This window comes from Kitasatospora sp. NPDC088160, assembly GCF_044741445.1.
Taxonomy (GTDB): Bacteria; Actinomycetota; Actinomycetes; order Streptomycetales; family Streptomycetaceae; genus Kitasatospora.
This window is the reverse complement of the sequence record NZ_JBIUSS010000023.1, coordinates 34,115-47,368: the sequence shown is the minus strand read 5'-3', so window position 1 is coordinate 47,368 and position 13,254 is coordinate 34,115. Positions and strand designations below refer to the sequence as shown.

Here is a 13,254-nt window from a genome sequence, read left to right as displayed (position 1 = left end):
CCGAAGGCCCCCCGGCGGCCCGGGGACGGCCCGCGGCGGCCGAGCGCCGAATGGCCCCGCGCCGACGAGCCGCCCGGCCCGGCCGGTCCTACGCTGGAGGAACCCACCCTTCCCGGCCCCCATGCCGGGAGGCGCCCCCACGCCGCCCCGGAGCCCCGCCATGACCGTCACCGACGCCCCGACCGGCCCGACCGCGACCAGAGGGCGCCCGTGGGCCTCCGAGGCACTGCACCGGGCCGATCCGCAGGTGGCCGACCTGCTGGCGGCCGAGGCCGAGCGGCGGGCCGAGACGGTCCAGCTGCTGGCGGGGGAGAACCTGACCTCCCCGGCCGTCCTGGCGGCGCTGACCGGGCCGCTGATCGACAAGTACGCCGAGGGCTACCCGGGCCGCCGGCACCACACCGGCTGCGCCCTCGCGGACGCCGCCGAGCTGCTGGCGATCGACCGGGCCCGTGAGCTGTTCGCCGCCCCGCACGCCAACGTCCAGCCCCGGTCGGCGACTTCGGCGATGCTGGCGGCGTACGCGGCGCTGCTGCGGCCCGGCGACGGGGTGCTGGCGATGTCGCTGGAGCACGGCGGCCACCTCAGCTGCGGCTCGCGGGCGAACTTCTCCGGCCGCTGGTTCGCCTTCACGGGGTACGGGGTGCGCGAGGCCGACGGCCTGATCGACCTCGACCAGGTGCGCGACCTGGCCCGCGAGCACCGCCCGAAGGCGATCGTGGCGGGCTCGATCTCGCACCCCCGGCACCCGGACTGGGCCGCCTTCCGGGAGATCGCCGACGAGGTGGACGCCTACCTGATCGCCTCGGTCGCCCAGACCGCCGGCCTGGTCGCCGCCGGGGTGGCGCCCTCCCCGGTGCCGTACGCGGACGTCACCGTGGCGGCCACCCACAAGCTGCTGCGCGGCCCGCGCGGGGGCCTGCTGCTGTCCACCGCGGAGCTGGCCGAGCGGATCGACCGGGCGGTGTTCCCGTTCAGCCAGGGCGGGGCGGCGATGAACGAGGTGGCCGGCAAGGCGGTGGCGCTGGCCGAGGCGGCGACGCCCGGCTACCGGGCGTACGCGCAGCGGACGGTGGACGGGGCGCGGGTGCTGGCGACAGGGCTCGCGGCGGCCGGGATGCGCCCGCTGACCGGCGGCACCGACACCCACCTGGTGACGGCGGACGTGAGCCCGCTGGGCGTCACCGGCGCGGAGGCCGAGCGGCGCTGCGCCGTGGCCGGACTGCTGCTCGGCAAGTGCGCGCTGCCCTACGACCCGGCGCCGGCGGCCGAGGCCTCCGGGATCAGGCTGGGCACCGGCACGGTGACCAGCCAGGGGATGGGCGAGGCGGAACTCGCTGAGCTCGCCGGGCTGATCGCCCAGGTGCTCGCCGGGGGCACGGGCGCGCGGGTGGCGAACCGGGTCCGGGAGCTGGCCCTGTCCTTCGCCGACCGGCGGTGAACAAGAGCGTCGTCGACGGATATTCGGATCTCCTACCCGGGAGAGCGAACCGCGATGCGTGCCTTGAGCGTCCGACTCAATAAGGTGTGGGGCGTGGCGACGCACCTCGAACCCCGGGAACGCAGGGGAGTACCTTCGGTACCTCCCCGTTGGACAGTGACGCAGGAGGCCGGTGGTGCGTGAGTATCTGCTGGTGCTGTTCTGCACCGCCGCCGTCACCTACCTGTTGACCGGCCCGGTCCGGAAGTTCGCCATCGCGGCGGGCGCCATGCCGCCGGTCCGCGCCCGGGACGTGCACCGCGAGCCGACACCGCGGCTCGGCGGGATCGCCATGTTCGGCGGGCTGTGCGCGGGCATCCTGGTCGCCTCCCAGCTGGACAACCTGAGCAAGGTGTTCTCCCAGGGCACCGACATCCGCGCGCTGCTGTCCGGCGCCGGGATCATGTGGCTGCTCGGGGTGCTCGACGACAAGTGGGGCGTGGACGCGCTGGTGAAGCTCGGCGGCCAGATGATCGCCGCCGGTGTGATGGTCTGGCAGGGCGTCACGGTGATCACCCTCCCGGTGCCCGGTGTCGGCGCGGTCGCGGTGAGCCCCACCCAGGGCATGGTCATCTCGGTCACCCTGGTCGTCGTCATGGTCAACGCGGTGAACTTCATCGACGGCCTGGACGGCCTGGCGGGCGGCATGGTCTGCATCGCCGCGATGGCGTTCTTCCTGTACAGCTACCGGCTCTGGTACGGCTACACGATCACCGACGCGGCGCCTGCGGTGCTGTTCAGCGTGCTGCTGATCGGCATGTGCCTGGGCTTCCTGGCGCACAACATGCACCCCGCGCGGATCTTCATGGGCGACTCCGGCTCGATGATGCTGGGCCTGATGCTGGCCGTGGCCGCGATCTCCATCACCGGCCGCGTCGACCCGGACCTGATCAGCAGCGAGACCGGTTCGCAGACCGCGACCGTGCACGCCCTGGTGCCGATCTACATCCCGCTGCTGCTGCCGCTGACGGTCATCGCGCTGCCGCTGGCGGACCTGCTGCTCGCGGTGGTGCGCCGCACCTGGGCCGGCCAGTCGCCGTTCGCCGCGGACAAGCGCCACCTGCACCACCGGCTGCTCCAGGTCGGGCACTCGCACAGCCGCGCGGTGCTGATCATGTACTTCTGGGCCGCGCTGATCGCCTTCGGCACGGTGGCCTTCTCGGTCACCAACACCGGCCGCACGGTGGTGCTGACGCTCGCCGGGCTCTGCCTGGTCGGCCTGGTGGTGCTGCTGACGCCGCAGTTCCGGCCGCGCGCGCCGAAGGCGGTGCAGGCCTTCGTCCCGCCGCGCTACCGGCGCCGTCCGTCCGCCCCCATGGCTGAACTGTCGGCAAAGGACAAGCAACTTCTTGGTGAAGCCGACCGGGGAGCCTCCGCGCTCGACGACCACGGCCGGGCCACCGGCCGCCGCTAGCAAGGCAGTTGATGTTCCGTCAAATGGCCTCACCCGTTCGGATGCACCGTTGCGCCGTCGGTGTGACAGGTGCCACACATTCATGGTAAAGCTCTCATCAAATAGTTTGTGATACCGTTCACGAGTACCGAGAACACGCCGAAAGACCTGACAGGTGGAGGACTTCCGTCCCTGGTCGGTCTCCCTCGACGGGCCCGCCGCTCCAGCGGGCGGCCCGGGCGGCGGCCTCTCGGTCCGGTGTCACCCACCACCTTCTGTGCCCCGTCCCCCGTCACATCGACATGCCGCCGGAGCTGCCGACATGCCGTCCACCGACGCCCGGATCCTCCGAGGCGCCGCGATTCCCACTGCGGCCGCCGGGATCATCGCCATGGCGATCTCGTTCGCCGTCGCCGGTGGGAAGGGGCTGCTCGGCGCCCTCTTCGGCGCACTCCTGGTGATGGCCTTCTTCAGCTTCGGCCAGGTCGCGCTCGACCGGCTGACCAGGTCGAACCCGCACATCATGATGGCCGCGGCGCTGCTCGTGTACACCACGCAGATCCTGCTGGTCGGCATCGTGTTGGCGGTCTTCAAGAACACCGAGCTCTTCAACCGGCAGGCCTTCGCCTTCACCCTGCTCGGTTGCGCGCTGATCTGGACGGGGTTCCAGGTGCGCGGTGCGCTGAAGGCCAAGACCTTCTACGTCGACCCCGACGCCTCCGAAAACAAGGGCGACAAGCCCTCCGACTCGGGGCGTCAACAGTGACGAGCCCTGGCTGTCCCCCCAACGAGGGGGGCGGTGTTTATGCCGCACTGACGGACTGCTATCGTCCGTCGCAACAACGGAGTACGGGAAGCGGCCAGGTCTGTCCGAACAGCGGACGGATCGCCCCCCGGATCCGCGCAGTCTTCGATGATCCCGCTGTGGTGCGGCGCACCGGCGCGCGGGATCCGCGAGAAACCCATCAAGTTCCAGTGCCGCTCCGTGGCCGCAGGCCACGCCGACACACCGAGGTTGCCGTAACCATGCGTCACGACGAAGGAGTCCGTGGTGAGTGCTGATCAGCTCACGTTCCTCGCCTCAGGCAGTTGCCACTTCGGGGACGCTGGCTGCGGCTTCCCGGCCCCGGGTCTGAACGAGTTCCAGTTCAAGCCGATCTTCTCGATCGGCAGTATCGAGTTCAACAAGCCGATGCTGCTGTCGGTCATCGTTGCGCTGCTGGTCGTCGTCTTCTTCTGGGCCGCCTTCGCCAAGCCGCGCCTGGTCCCCGGCAAGCTGCAGCTCGTCGGCGAGATCGGCTACGACTTCGTCAAGCGCTCCATCGTGCTGGAGACGATCGGCAAGAAGGGCGAGAAGTACGTCCCGATGCTCGTCTCGATGTTCTTCTTCATCTGGCTGATGAACATCATGTCGATCATCCCCTTCGCGCAGTTCCCCGTCTCGGCGGCGATCGCGTTCCCGGCCGGCCTCGCTGCGGTCGTGTGGATCACCTACATGACGCTGACCTTCAAGAAGCACGGCTTCGTCGGCGGTCTGAAGAACCTCTGCTGGCCCTCGGGCATCCCCGGCTGGGTCATGTTCATCCTGGTGCCGATCGAGTTCTTCTCGAACATCTTCGTGCGCCCCTTCACGCTCGCGGTCCGAGCCTTCGCGAACATGTTCGCCGGCCACCTGCTGATCGTGATGTTCTCCATCGCCTCCTGGTACCTGCTCAGCCCGACCCTGGGTGCGCTCTACGGCTCGGCCTCGTTCATCGTCGCCGTCGCGCTGACCGCCTTCGAGCTGCTGGTCCAGTTCCTGCAGGCCTACATCTTCGTGATGCTGGCCAGCAGCTACATCGCCGGTGCCCTCGAAGAGGCGCACTGAGCCAGGGGGCTTCGGCCCTCCCTGAACCAACCTCTCCGGATTGCCCGGTGGCCAATCACCACCGGTTCACCACCCCTGCAAAGGACAACGTCAATGAGCATCCTCGCTGAGGGCAACGTCTACGGTTCCGTCGCCTCCATCGGCTACGGCCTCGCCGCGATCGGCCCCGGCATCGGCGTCGGTCTGATCTTCGGCAACGGTGTCCAGGCCATGGCCCGTCAGCCCGAGGCTGCCGGCCTGATCCGCTCCAACATGTTCATCGGCTTCGCGCTGACCGAGGCGCTCGCCCTCATCGGCATCGTCATGCCGTTCGTCTTCGGCAACAAGTAATCCTGCCGCAGACCCATTCGAGGAAGGTCCAGATATGAGCATCGCGGTTACGCTCGCGGCCGAGGAGAAGATGAACCCTCTCCTCCCCGCGTGGCCCGAGATCATCATCGGCCTGCTCTGCTTCTTCATCGTCTTCGGTCTCCTCGGCAAGAAGCTCCTCCCCAGCATCGAGAAGGTGCTGTCGGAGCGTCGGGACGCCATCGAGGGCGGCATGGAGCGCGCCGAGGCCGCTCAGGCGGAGGCCCAGGCCCTGCTTGAGCAGTACCGCGCCGAGCTCGCCGAGGCGCGTCACGAGGCTGCCCGCATCGTCGAGCAGGCTCGCGAGCAGGGCGCTGCCCAGCTCACCGAGATGCGCGAGGAGGGCCAGCGTCAGCGCGAGGCCATCGTCGCCGCCGGCCACGCGCAGATCGAGGCCGACAAGAAGCAGGCGACTGCCGTCCTGCGCCAGGACGTGGGTTCGCTGGCCTCCCAGCTGGCTTCCCGCATCGTGGGCGAGTCCCTCGAGGACAGCGCTCGGCAGAGCGGCGTGATCGACCGTTTCCTGGACGAGCTGGAGGCCAAGGCCGCCGTTGCTCAGGGTGCGGCCAAGTGATCGGCGCCAGCCGCGAGGCCCTCGCCGCCGGCCGGCAGAACCTGGAGAGCCTGACCGACTCCACCTCGGTGGACGCGGCCAAGCTCGCCGAGGAGCTCACCGCCGTCACGGCCGTGCTGGACCGTGAGGTGTCGCTGCGCCGTGTCCTGACCGACCCGTCCCGGTCGGGTCAGGACAAGGCCCAGCTGGTCTCCTCGCTGCTGACCGGTCAGGTCTCCGGCGAGACCGTCGACCTCGTCTCCGGTCTGGTCCGCTCCCGCTGGTCGGGCTCGCGCGACCTGGTGGACGGGACCGAGGAGCTGGCCGCGTACGCCGAGGTCATCGCGGCGGACAGGGCAGGCGCCCTGGACGACGTTGAGGACGAGCTGTTCCGGTTCAGCCGGGTGGTGGGCGGCTCGCACGAGCTGCGCGCCGCGCTGACCGAGCCGAAGGCTGGCACCGCCGCGAAGGCCGCGCTGATCAAGAAGCTGCTCGGTGGCCGCGCCCACGCGGGCACCGTCCGGCTGGTCACGGCCATCGTCAACGCGCCGCGTGGCCGTAGCCTGGAGCAGGGCCTGGAGTCCTACTCGAAGCTCGCCGCCGCACGCCGCGGCCGCGTGGTGGCCCTGGTCACCACCGCGGTGCCGCTGTCGGACACCCAGAAGGAGCGCCTGTCCGGTGCTCTGGGCCGGATGTACGGCCGCCAGGTCCACCTGAACATCGACGTCGACCCCGAGGTCGTCGGCGGTGTCCGGGTGCAGGTCGGCGACGAGATCATCGACGGCACCGTGTCGAGCCGCCTCGAAGGCGCTCGCCAGTCGCTCGAAGGCTGAGCACACCGAAGCAGCAGCACATCCGACCCTCGGTCGGGAAACCGGCTCCCCAAGGAGCCGGCACATCGGACGGCCGGTTCGGCAGACCCGGCCGAGAGTCGAATACTTGCGGCCCTCAATGGCGGGCCGAGGATCGCAAACTAGGAGAGCAGGGAAGCCTGATGGCGGAGCTTACGATCCGTCCGGAGGAGATCCGGGACGCGCTGGCCGACTTTGTCCAGTCGTACCAGCCGGACGCCGCTTCTGTGGAAGAGGTCGGCACGGTCACTGACGCGGCGGACGGCATCGCGCATGTCGAGGGCCTGCCCTCGGTCATGGCGAACGAGCTGCTGAGGTTCGAGGACGGCACGCTCGGCCTCGCGCTGAACCTCGACACCCGCGAGATCGGTGTCGTCATCCTCGGTGAGTTCGGTGGCATCGAAGAGGGCCAGACCGTGCGCCGCACCGGCGAGGTCCTCTCGGTTCCGGTCGGCGACGGCTACCTCGGCCGCGTCGTGGACCCGCTGGGCAACCCGATCGACGGTCTGGGCGACATCGCCTCCAGCGGTCGCCGCGCCCTGGAGCTGCAGGCCCCCGGCGTCATGGCCCGCAAGTCGGTCAAGCAGCCGCTGCAGACCGGCATCAAGGCCATCGACTCGATGACCCCGATCGGCCGTGGCCAGCGTCAGCTGATCATCGGTGACCGCCAGACCGGCAAGACCGCGGTGGCCGTCGACACGATCATCAACCAGCGCGACAACTGGCGCTCGGGCGACCCGGAGAAGCAGGTCCGCTGCATCTACGTCGCCGTGGGCCAGAAGGGCTCCACCATCGCGTCCGTCCGCGGCGCCCTGGAGGAGGCCGGCGCGCTGGAGTACACCACCATCGTGGCTGCTCCCGCCTCCGACCCGGCCGGCTTCAAGTACCTCGCCCCGTACACCGGTTCGGCCATCGGCCAGGAGTGGATGTACGACGGCAAGCACGTCCTGATCATCTTCGACGACCTGTCGAAGCAGGCCGAGGCCTACCGCTCCGTGTCGCTGCTGCTGCGCCGTCCGCCGGGCCGCGAGGCCTACCCGGGCGACGTCTTCTACCTGCACTCCCGCCTGCTGGAGCGTTGCGCCAAGCTGAACGACGCCCTGGGCGGCGGCTCGATGACCGGTCTGCCGATCATCGAGACCAAGGCCAACGACGTCTCGGCGTACATCCCGACCAACGTCATCTCCATCACCGACGGCCAGTGCTTCCTGGAGTCCGACCTGTTCAACGCCGGCATCCGCCCGGCCGTGAACGTCGGTATCTCGGTCTCCCGCGTCGGTGGCTCCGCCCAGATCAAGGCCATGCGTTCGGTCGCCGGCCGTCTGCGTCTGGACCTCGCCCAGTACCGCGAGCTGGAGGCCTTCGCCGCCTTCGGTTCCGACCTGGACGCGGCCTCCAAGGCCCAGCTGGAGCGCGGTGCGCGCATGGTCGAGCTGCTGAAGCAGGGTCAGTACCAGCCGTTCCCGGTCGAGGAGCAGGTCGTCTCCATCTGGGCCGGCACCACCGGCAAGCTGGACGACGTCCCGGTCGCCGAGATCCGCCGCTTCGAGCGCGAGTTCCTGGACCACGTGCGCCTCCAGCACAAGGACCTGCTCGCGGGCATCGTCGAGACCGGTCTGCTCGCCGAGGGCACCGTCGACGCGCTGACCAGCGCCATCGACGCGTTCAAGCAGGGCTACCAGACCGCTGACGGCAAGCTGCTCTCCGAGCAGGCCTGAGTCCGGTAGCGAGGGAAAGGACGTAACGACCCATGGGAGCACAGCTTCGGGTCTACAAGCGCCGGATCCGCTCTGTCACCGCGACGAAGAAGATCACCAAGGCGATGGAGATGATCTCCGCGTCGCGCATCGTCAAGGCGCAGCGCGCGGTGGCCGCCTCCACTCCGTACGCCGATGAGCTCACCCGTGCGGTGACGGCGGTGGCCACCCGGTCCAACGCCAAGCACCCGCTCACCACCGAGAACCCGAGCGCCTCGCGCGCCGCCGTCCTGCTGATCACGGCGGACCGCGGCCTGGCGGGCGGTTACTCGACCAACGCCATCAAGGCCGCGCAGTCGCTCAGCGAGCGTCTGCGGGCCGAGGGCAAGGACGTGGTGACGTACATCGTCGGTCGCAAGGGCGTCTCGTACTACACGTTCCGCGGCTTCGACATCGCGGAGTCGTGGACGGGCTTCTCGGACAAGCCGACCTACGGGGACGCGAAGACCGTGGCGGCCGACCTGATCGAGGCCTTCACGGCCGAGACGGGCGGCGTGGACGAACTCCACCTGATCTCGACCAAGTTCGTGTCGATGCTGACGCAGAACGCGGTCGGGGCCCGGCTGCTGCCGCTGAAGCTGGACGAGGTCCAGCTCAGCGACGACCAGCCGGCCAAGGCGGAGATCTTCCCGCTGTACGACTTCGAGCCGTCGGCGGAGGGCGTGCTGGACGCGCTGCTGCCGCGGTACGTCGAGAGCCGGATCTACAACGCGCTGCTGCAGTCGGCCGCCTCCGAGCACGCCGCCCGCCGACGCGCGATGAAGAGCGCGACGGACAACGCCGGCGAGCTCATCAAGTCGCTCACGCGGCTTGCCAACTCGGCCCGTCAGGCCGAGATCACCCAGGAAATCAGCGAGATCGTCGGCGGTGCCAACGCCCTCGCCGACGCTAGCCGCGGGAGCGAATGAGAATGACCACCACTGTTGAGCCGACCACGGCGACGGGCCGCGTCGCGCGGGTCATCGGCCCGGTCGTCGACGTGGAGTTCCCCGTCGACGCTATTCCGAACATGTTCAACGCCCTGCACGTCGAGGCGGAGAACCCCGACGGCTCGGGCAAGAAGACCCTGACCCTCGAGGTCGCCCAGCACCTGGGCGACGGCATGGTCCGCGGCATCTCGATGCAGCCGACCGACGGTCTGGTCCGTGGCACCCAGGTCACCGACACCGGTGCCGCCATCTCGGTGCCCGTCGGCCAGATCACCAAGGGCAAGGTCTTCAACGCCCTCGGCGACGTGCTGAACGTGGACCAGAAGGAGTTCGACCAGCAGGTCGAGGTCCGCTGGCCGATCCACCGCAAGGCGCCGGAGTTCAAGGACCTCGAGTCCAAGACCGAGATGTTCGAGACCGGCATCAAGGTCATCGACCTCCTCACCCCGTACGTCCAGGGTGGCAAGATCGGTCTGTTCGGTGGTGCCGGTGTCGGCAAGACCGTTCTGATCCAGGAGATGATCTACCGCGTCGCCGAGAACTTCGGTGGTGTGTCGGTGTTCGCCGGCGTCGGCGAGCGCACCCGTGAGGGCAACGACCTCATCGACGAGATGGTCGACTCGGGCGTTCTGGACAAGACCGCGCTGGTCTTCGGCCAGATGGACGAGCCGCCGGGCACCCGTCTGCGCGTCGCGCTCTCCGCGCTGACCATGGCGGAGTACTTCCGTGACGTCGAGAAGCAGGACGTGCTCCTCTTCATCGACAACATCTTCCGGTTCACCCAGGCCGGTTCCGAGGTGTCGACCCTGCTCGGCCGCATGCCCTCCGCGGTGGGCTACCAGCCGAACCTGGCCGACGAGATGGGCCTCCTCCAGGAGCGCATCACCTCGACCCGCGGTCACTCGATCACCTCGATGCAGGCGATCTACGTCCCCGCGGACGACCTGACCGACCCGGCCCCGGCCACCACCTTCGCCCACCTGGACGCGACGACCGTTCTGTCGCGCCCGATCTCGGAGAAGGGCATCTACCCGGCCGTCGACCCGCTGGACTCCACGTCCCGCATCCTCGACCCGCGGTACATCGCGCAGACCCACTACGACACGGCCCTCCGTATCAAGGGGATCCTGCAGAAGTACAAGGACCTCCAGGACATCATCGCGATCCTCGGTATCGACGAGCTGTCCGAGGAGGACAAGGTCACGGTCCACCGTGCCCGTCGCATCGAGCGCTTCCTCTCGCAGAACACCTACGTGGCGAAGCAGTTCACCGGTGTCGAGGGTTCGACCGTGCCGCTGTCGGAGACCATCGAGGCCTTCAACGCGATCGCGGACGGCAAGTACGACTCCATCCCGGAGCAGGCCTTCTTCATGTGCGGTGGCATCGAGGACCTCGAGAAGAACGCCGCCGAGCTGGCGAAGAAGTAGTCGCGGCCGGTAGCAGCTGAGTGACCGTGAGGGGTGGCCCCGAGCCCGGGACCACCCCTCGCGTCGCATCGGCTGTGATTCCGGTCAAATCCGTGCCGCCGGTTTCATGCCGGAGGCGCGCGGCCGTTATTCTTACCGAAACTCCCGAGTAATCGGGGGTTGCATGAGCCTAGGAGCCCACGTTGGCTGAGCTGCACGTCGAGCTGGTCGCAGCCGACCGCAAGGTGTGGTCCGGTGCGGCCACCATCGTCGTCGCCCGTACGGCCTCCGGCGACACCGGCATCATGCCGGGTCACACCCCGGTGCTGAGCGTGCTGGAGACCGGTCCGGTCACCATTCGCACGGCGGACGGCGGCACCGTGATCGCCGCGGTGCACGGCGGCTTCATCTCCTTCGCCGACAACAAGCTGTCTCTGCTCGCGGAGATCGCCGAGCTGGCGGACGAGATCGACGTCGCCCGTGCCGAGCGCGCGCTGGAGAAGGCCAAGTCGGGCCTGGACGAGCACGCCGAGCGGCGCGCCGAGGTCCGCCTGTTCGCGGCGCGCGGCCTCAAGGCCCACGTCTGAGTGCGCCAAGACCCTGGTTCAGCGGGGTCGACCGACGGTCCCGGGGACGCGTGAGCGTGACCCCGGGACTGTCGTCGTAGTTGGTAGGTCAACGCGGTCGCTTGATACGACCGATACGGGGAACGCGGGTAGCGAGGAGGTAGGTGAGCATGGTCCTCGCGCTTGTGGTGTGTGCGGCGGTCGTGGCGCTGGGTGTGATCGGCCTGGTGGCGTTCGCGGTACGACGCCGCCTGATCCAGCGGGTCGGCGGCACGTTCGACTGCAGTTACCGACTCAAAATGCCCGCCGACGCCTCGACGCAGCCCGACCTCGACGAGAACGGCAAACCCACCTCGGCCCCGGTCCCCCAGACCGACGGCAAGGGGTGGGTTTTTGGTATCGGCCGCTACAGCGGTGACTCGATCGAGTGGTTCCGGGTCTTCTCGTACGCCCCGCGCCCGCGCAGGGTGCTGCCGCGCCGGGAGATCGAGGTGCTCGGCCGGCGCTACCCGGAGGGCCAGGAGGAGCTCGCCCTGCTCTCCGGCTCGGTGGTGCTGCGCTGCCTGCACAACGGGGAGCCGCTGGAGCTGGCGATGAGCGAGGACGCGCTCACCGGCTTCCTCGCCTGGCTGGAGGCCGCCCCGCCCGGGCAGAGGGTCAACGTCGCGTAGCGGCGGGACCCTCGGGGTGGGGGTACCCCCGGCCGGAGGCTGGGGGAGGTCAACGTCGCGTAGCGGCGAGACCCTCGGGGACAACGCCGGGTAGGGCTGGTCCCGCTCGGGGTTAACGCCGCCTAACCCGTCCGGCTACGCTGGCCGCATGGTGAATCTGACGCGCATCTACACCCGCACCGGCGACGACGGCACCACCGCGCTAGGTGACATGAGCCGGACCACCAAGACCGATCCCCGCCTGGTCGCGTACGCCGACACCAACGAGGCGAACGCGGCGATCGGCGTGGCCGTCGCCGCCGGATCGCTGCCCGAGGACATCGTCACGGTGCTCGTCCGGATCCAGAACGACCTGTTCGACGTCGGCGCGGACCTGTCCACGCCGGTGGTCGAGGACCCGAAGTACCCGCCGCTGCGGGTGCTGCCGTCGTACGTCGACCGGCTGGAGGGGGACTGCGACCACTACCTGGAGCAGTTGGAGAAGCTGCGCAGCTTCATCCTGCCCGGCGGTACGCCCGGCGCGGCCTACCTGCACCTGGCCTGCACGGTGGTGCGGCGGGCCGAGCGGGCCACCTGGGCGGCGATCGCGGAGTACGGGGACAGCGTCAACCCGCTGACCGCGAAGTACCTCAACCGGCTCTCCGACCTGCTGTTCATCCTGGCCCGGGCGGCCAACAAGGAGCGCGGCGACGTGCTCTGGGTGCCGGGCGAGAACCGCTAGCGGTCCCTCAGAACCGCCGGCAAGCCCCTCAGAGCCGCTTCTCCGGGACGCCGGCGACGGGCTGCTCGGCGATCGGGTCGTCCGCGTCCTGCTCGCCGGCCGGCGGCTGCTTCGGCCAGAGCGTGTAGCTGACGGCGATGACCACGTTGACCACGGCGGCGATGCCCAGCTTGAGGTACCACTGGAGGAAGGTGCCGAAGTGTGCGGAGCCTCCCGACAGCGGCACCAGCAGGGTGATCAGGCTCAGTGTGATCGCGGCCGAGACCACCGTGCGGCGGCAGATCTGCCACTCGTACCGGGACCGCGCCAGGCCGTACTTCGGTGAGCGCGGCGGCTTGGGGCCGCCGGCGAAGCGGTACATGAAGTGCCGGTCGGCCCAGCGGACCAGGGAGGGCCCGTACCCGATCGAGAAGCCCGCGTAGCTCGCCGCGAGGGCGTGCGTCCAGCTCGCGGCGGCGCCGCCGCGCAGGTCGAGCACGGTGAGCACGTACAGGGTGAGGTCCACCGCCGGCAGGCCGACCAGCAGGGCGGTGCTGGTGCGGCGCCACCGCAGCAGGTAGCGGGCGGTGAGACCGAGGCCGAGCAGGATCCAGAAGGAGATCTCGGCCGCGACGATGAGGGTGACGATCACGTTGTGCTCCCGGGCGGTCGGCGGTGCCTCCAGCCTGGCGCGCGGGCGTGGCCGCGTCGTCGTCGCCGGGTGCCGTCCCGG

General features: G+C 69.5%; 14 protein-coding genes. 13 read left to right on the top strand and 1 reads right to left on the bottom strand.

Annotated features, from left to right (window positions below; translation table 11 throughout):
- The first annotated feature begins 160 nt into the window (after positions 1–160).
- The 13 genes from glyA (at position 161) to ACIOGZ_RS31215 (ending at position 12,542) form a co-directional block, all read left to right on the top strand.
- Entirely contained in the window at positions 161–1,441 is a 1,281-nt protein-coding gene (gene glyA, locus ACIOGZ_RS31275) for a serine hydroxymethyltransferase (RefSeq protein ID WP_363581984.1), read from the top strand.
- A gap of 175 nt (positions 1,442–1,616) precedes the next feature.
- On the top strand, positions 1,617–2,894 hold the full coding sequence (locus ACIOGZ_RS31270; RefSeq protein WP_363581986.1) for an MraY family glycosyltransferase: 1,278 nt from the start codon (positions 1,617–1,619) through the stop codon (positions 2,892–2,894).
- Between the two features lie 301 nt (positions 2,895–3,195).
- Complete coding sequence (locus ACIOGZ_RS31265) at positions 3,196–3,639, top strand: hypothetical protein (protein WP_371517123.1); 444 nt, start codon at positions 3,196–3,198, stop codon at positions 3,637–3,639.
- Positions 3,640–3,924: 285 nt separating this feature from the next.
- Positions 3,925–4,740: a F0F1 ATP synthase subunit A gene (atpB, locus tag ACIOGZ_RS31260; protein ID WP_350879603.1), complete on the top strand. Its 816-nt coding sequence runs from the start codon at positions 3,925–3,927 to the stop codon at positions 4,738–4,740.
- A 93-nt stretch (positions 4,741–4,833) separates the two neighbouring features.
- Complete coding sequence (atpE, locus tag ACIOGZ_RS31255; RefSeq protein WP_350879602.1) at positions 4,834–5,070, top strand: ATP synthase F0 subunit C; 237 nt, start codon at positions 4,834–4,836, stop codon at positions 5,068–5,070.
- Positions 5,071–5,104: 34 nt separating this feature from the next.
- Positions 5,105–5,662, top strand: a complete 558-nt coding sequence (locus tag ACIOGZ_RS31250; protein WP_363581990.1) for a F0F1 ATP synthase subunit B — start codon at positions 5,105–5,107, stop codon at positions 5,660–5,662.
- Positions 5,659–6,474, top strand: coding sequence for a F0F1 ATP synthase subunit delta (locus ACIOGZ_RS31245; RefSeq protein WP_363581992.1), 816 nt, complete (start codon positions 5,659–5,661; stop codon positions 6,472–6,474). The genes ACIOGZ_RS31250 and ACIOGZ_RS31245 overlap by 4 nt, the downstream gene beginning before the upstream one ends.
- Positions 6,475–6,635: 161 nt before the next feature.
- The gene (gene atpA / locus ACIOGZ_RS31240) at positions 6,636–8,210 is read left to right on the top strand and encodes a F0F1 ATP synthase subunit alpha (protein WP_363581994.1); all 1,575 of its coding nucleotides are present in this window, start codon (positions 6,636–6,638) and stop codon (positions 8,208–8,210) included.
- 32 nt (positions 8,211–8,242) lie between these two features.
- A complete protein-coding gene (locus tag ACIOGZ_RS31235; protein ID WP_400988544.1) occupies positions 8,243–9,157 on the top strand; it encodes a F0F1 ATP synthase subunit gamma in 915 nt (304 codons plus the stop codon).
- 2 nt (positions 9,158–9,159) lie between these two features.
- Positions 9,160–10,605 (top strand): F0F1 ATP synthase subunit beta, encoded by a 1,446-nt coding sequence (gene atpD / locus ACIOGZ_RS31230; protein WP_363581998.1) that lies wholly within the window; start codon positions 9,160–9,162, stop codon positions 10,603–10,605.
- Between the two features lie 182 nt (positions 10,606–10,787).
- Complete coding sequence (locus ACIOGZ_RS31225) at positions 10,788–11,171, top strand: F0F1 ATP synthase subunit epsilon (protein WP_363582000.1); 384 nt, start codon at positions 10,788–10,790, stop codon at positions 11,169–11,171.
- Positions 11,172–11,320: 149 nt separating this feature from the next.
- Positions 11,321–11,821, top strand: a complete 501-nt coding sequence (locus tag ACIOGZ_RS31220; protein WP_063347798.1) for a DUF2550 domain-containing protein — start codon at positions 11,321–11,323, stop codon at positions 11,819–11,821.
- 148 nt (positions 11,822–11,969) lie between these two features.
- On the top strand, positions 11,970–12,542 hold the full coding sequence (locus ACIOGZ_RS31215) for a cob(I)yrinic acid a,c-diamide adenosyltransferase (protein WP_363582002.1): 573 nt from the start codon (positions 11,970–11,972) through the stop codon (positions 12,540–12,542).
- A gap of 28 nt (positions 12,543–12,570) precedes the next feature.
- Here the strand turns inward: ACIOGZ_RS31215 and ACIOGZ_RS31210 are convergent, their stop codons facing one another.
- Positions 12,571–13,173: a hypothetical protein gene (locus tag ACIOGZ_RS31210; RefSeq protein WP_363582004.1), complete on the bottom strand. Its 603-nt coding sequence runs from the start codon at positions 13,171–13,173 to the stop codon at positions 12,571–12,573.
- Between the last annotated feature and the right edge of the window lie 81 nt (positions 13,174–13,254).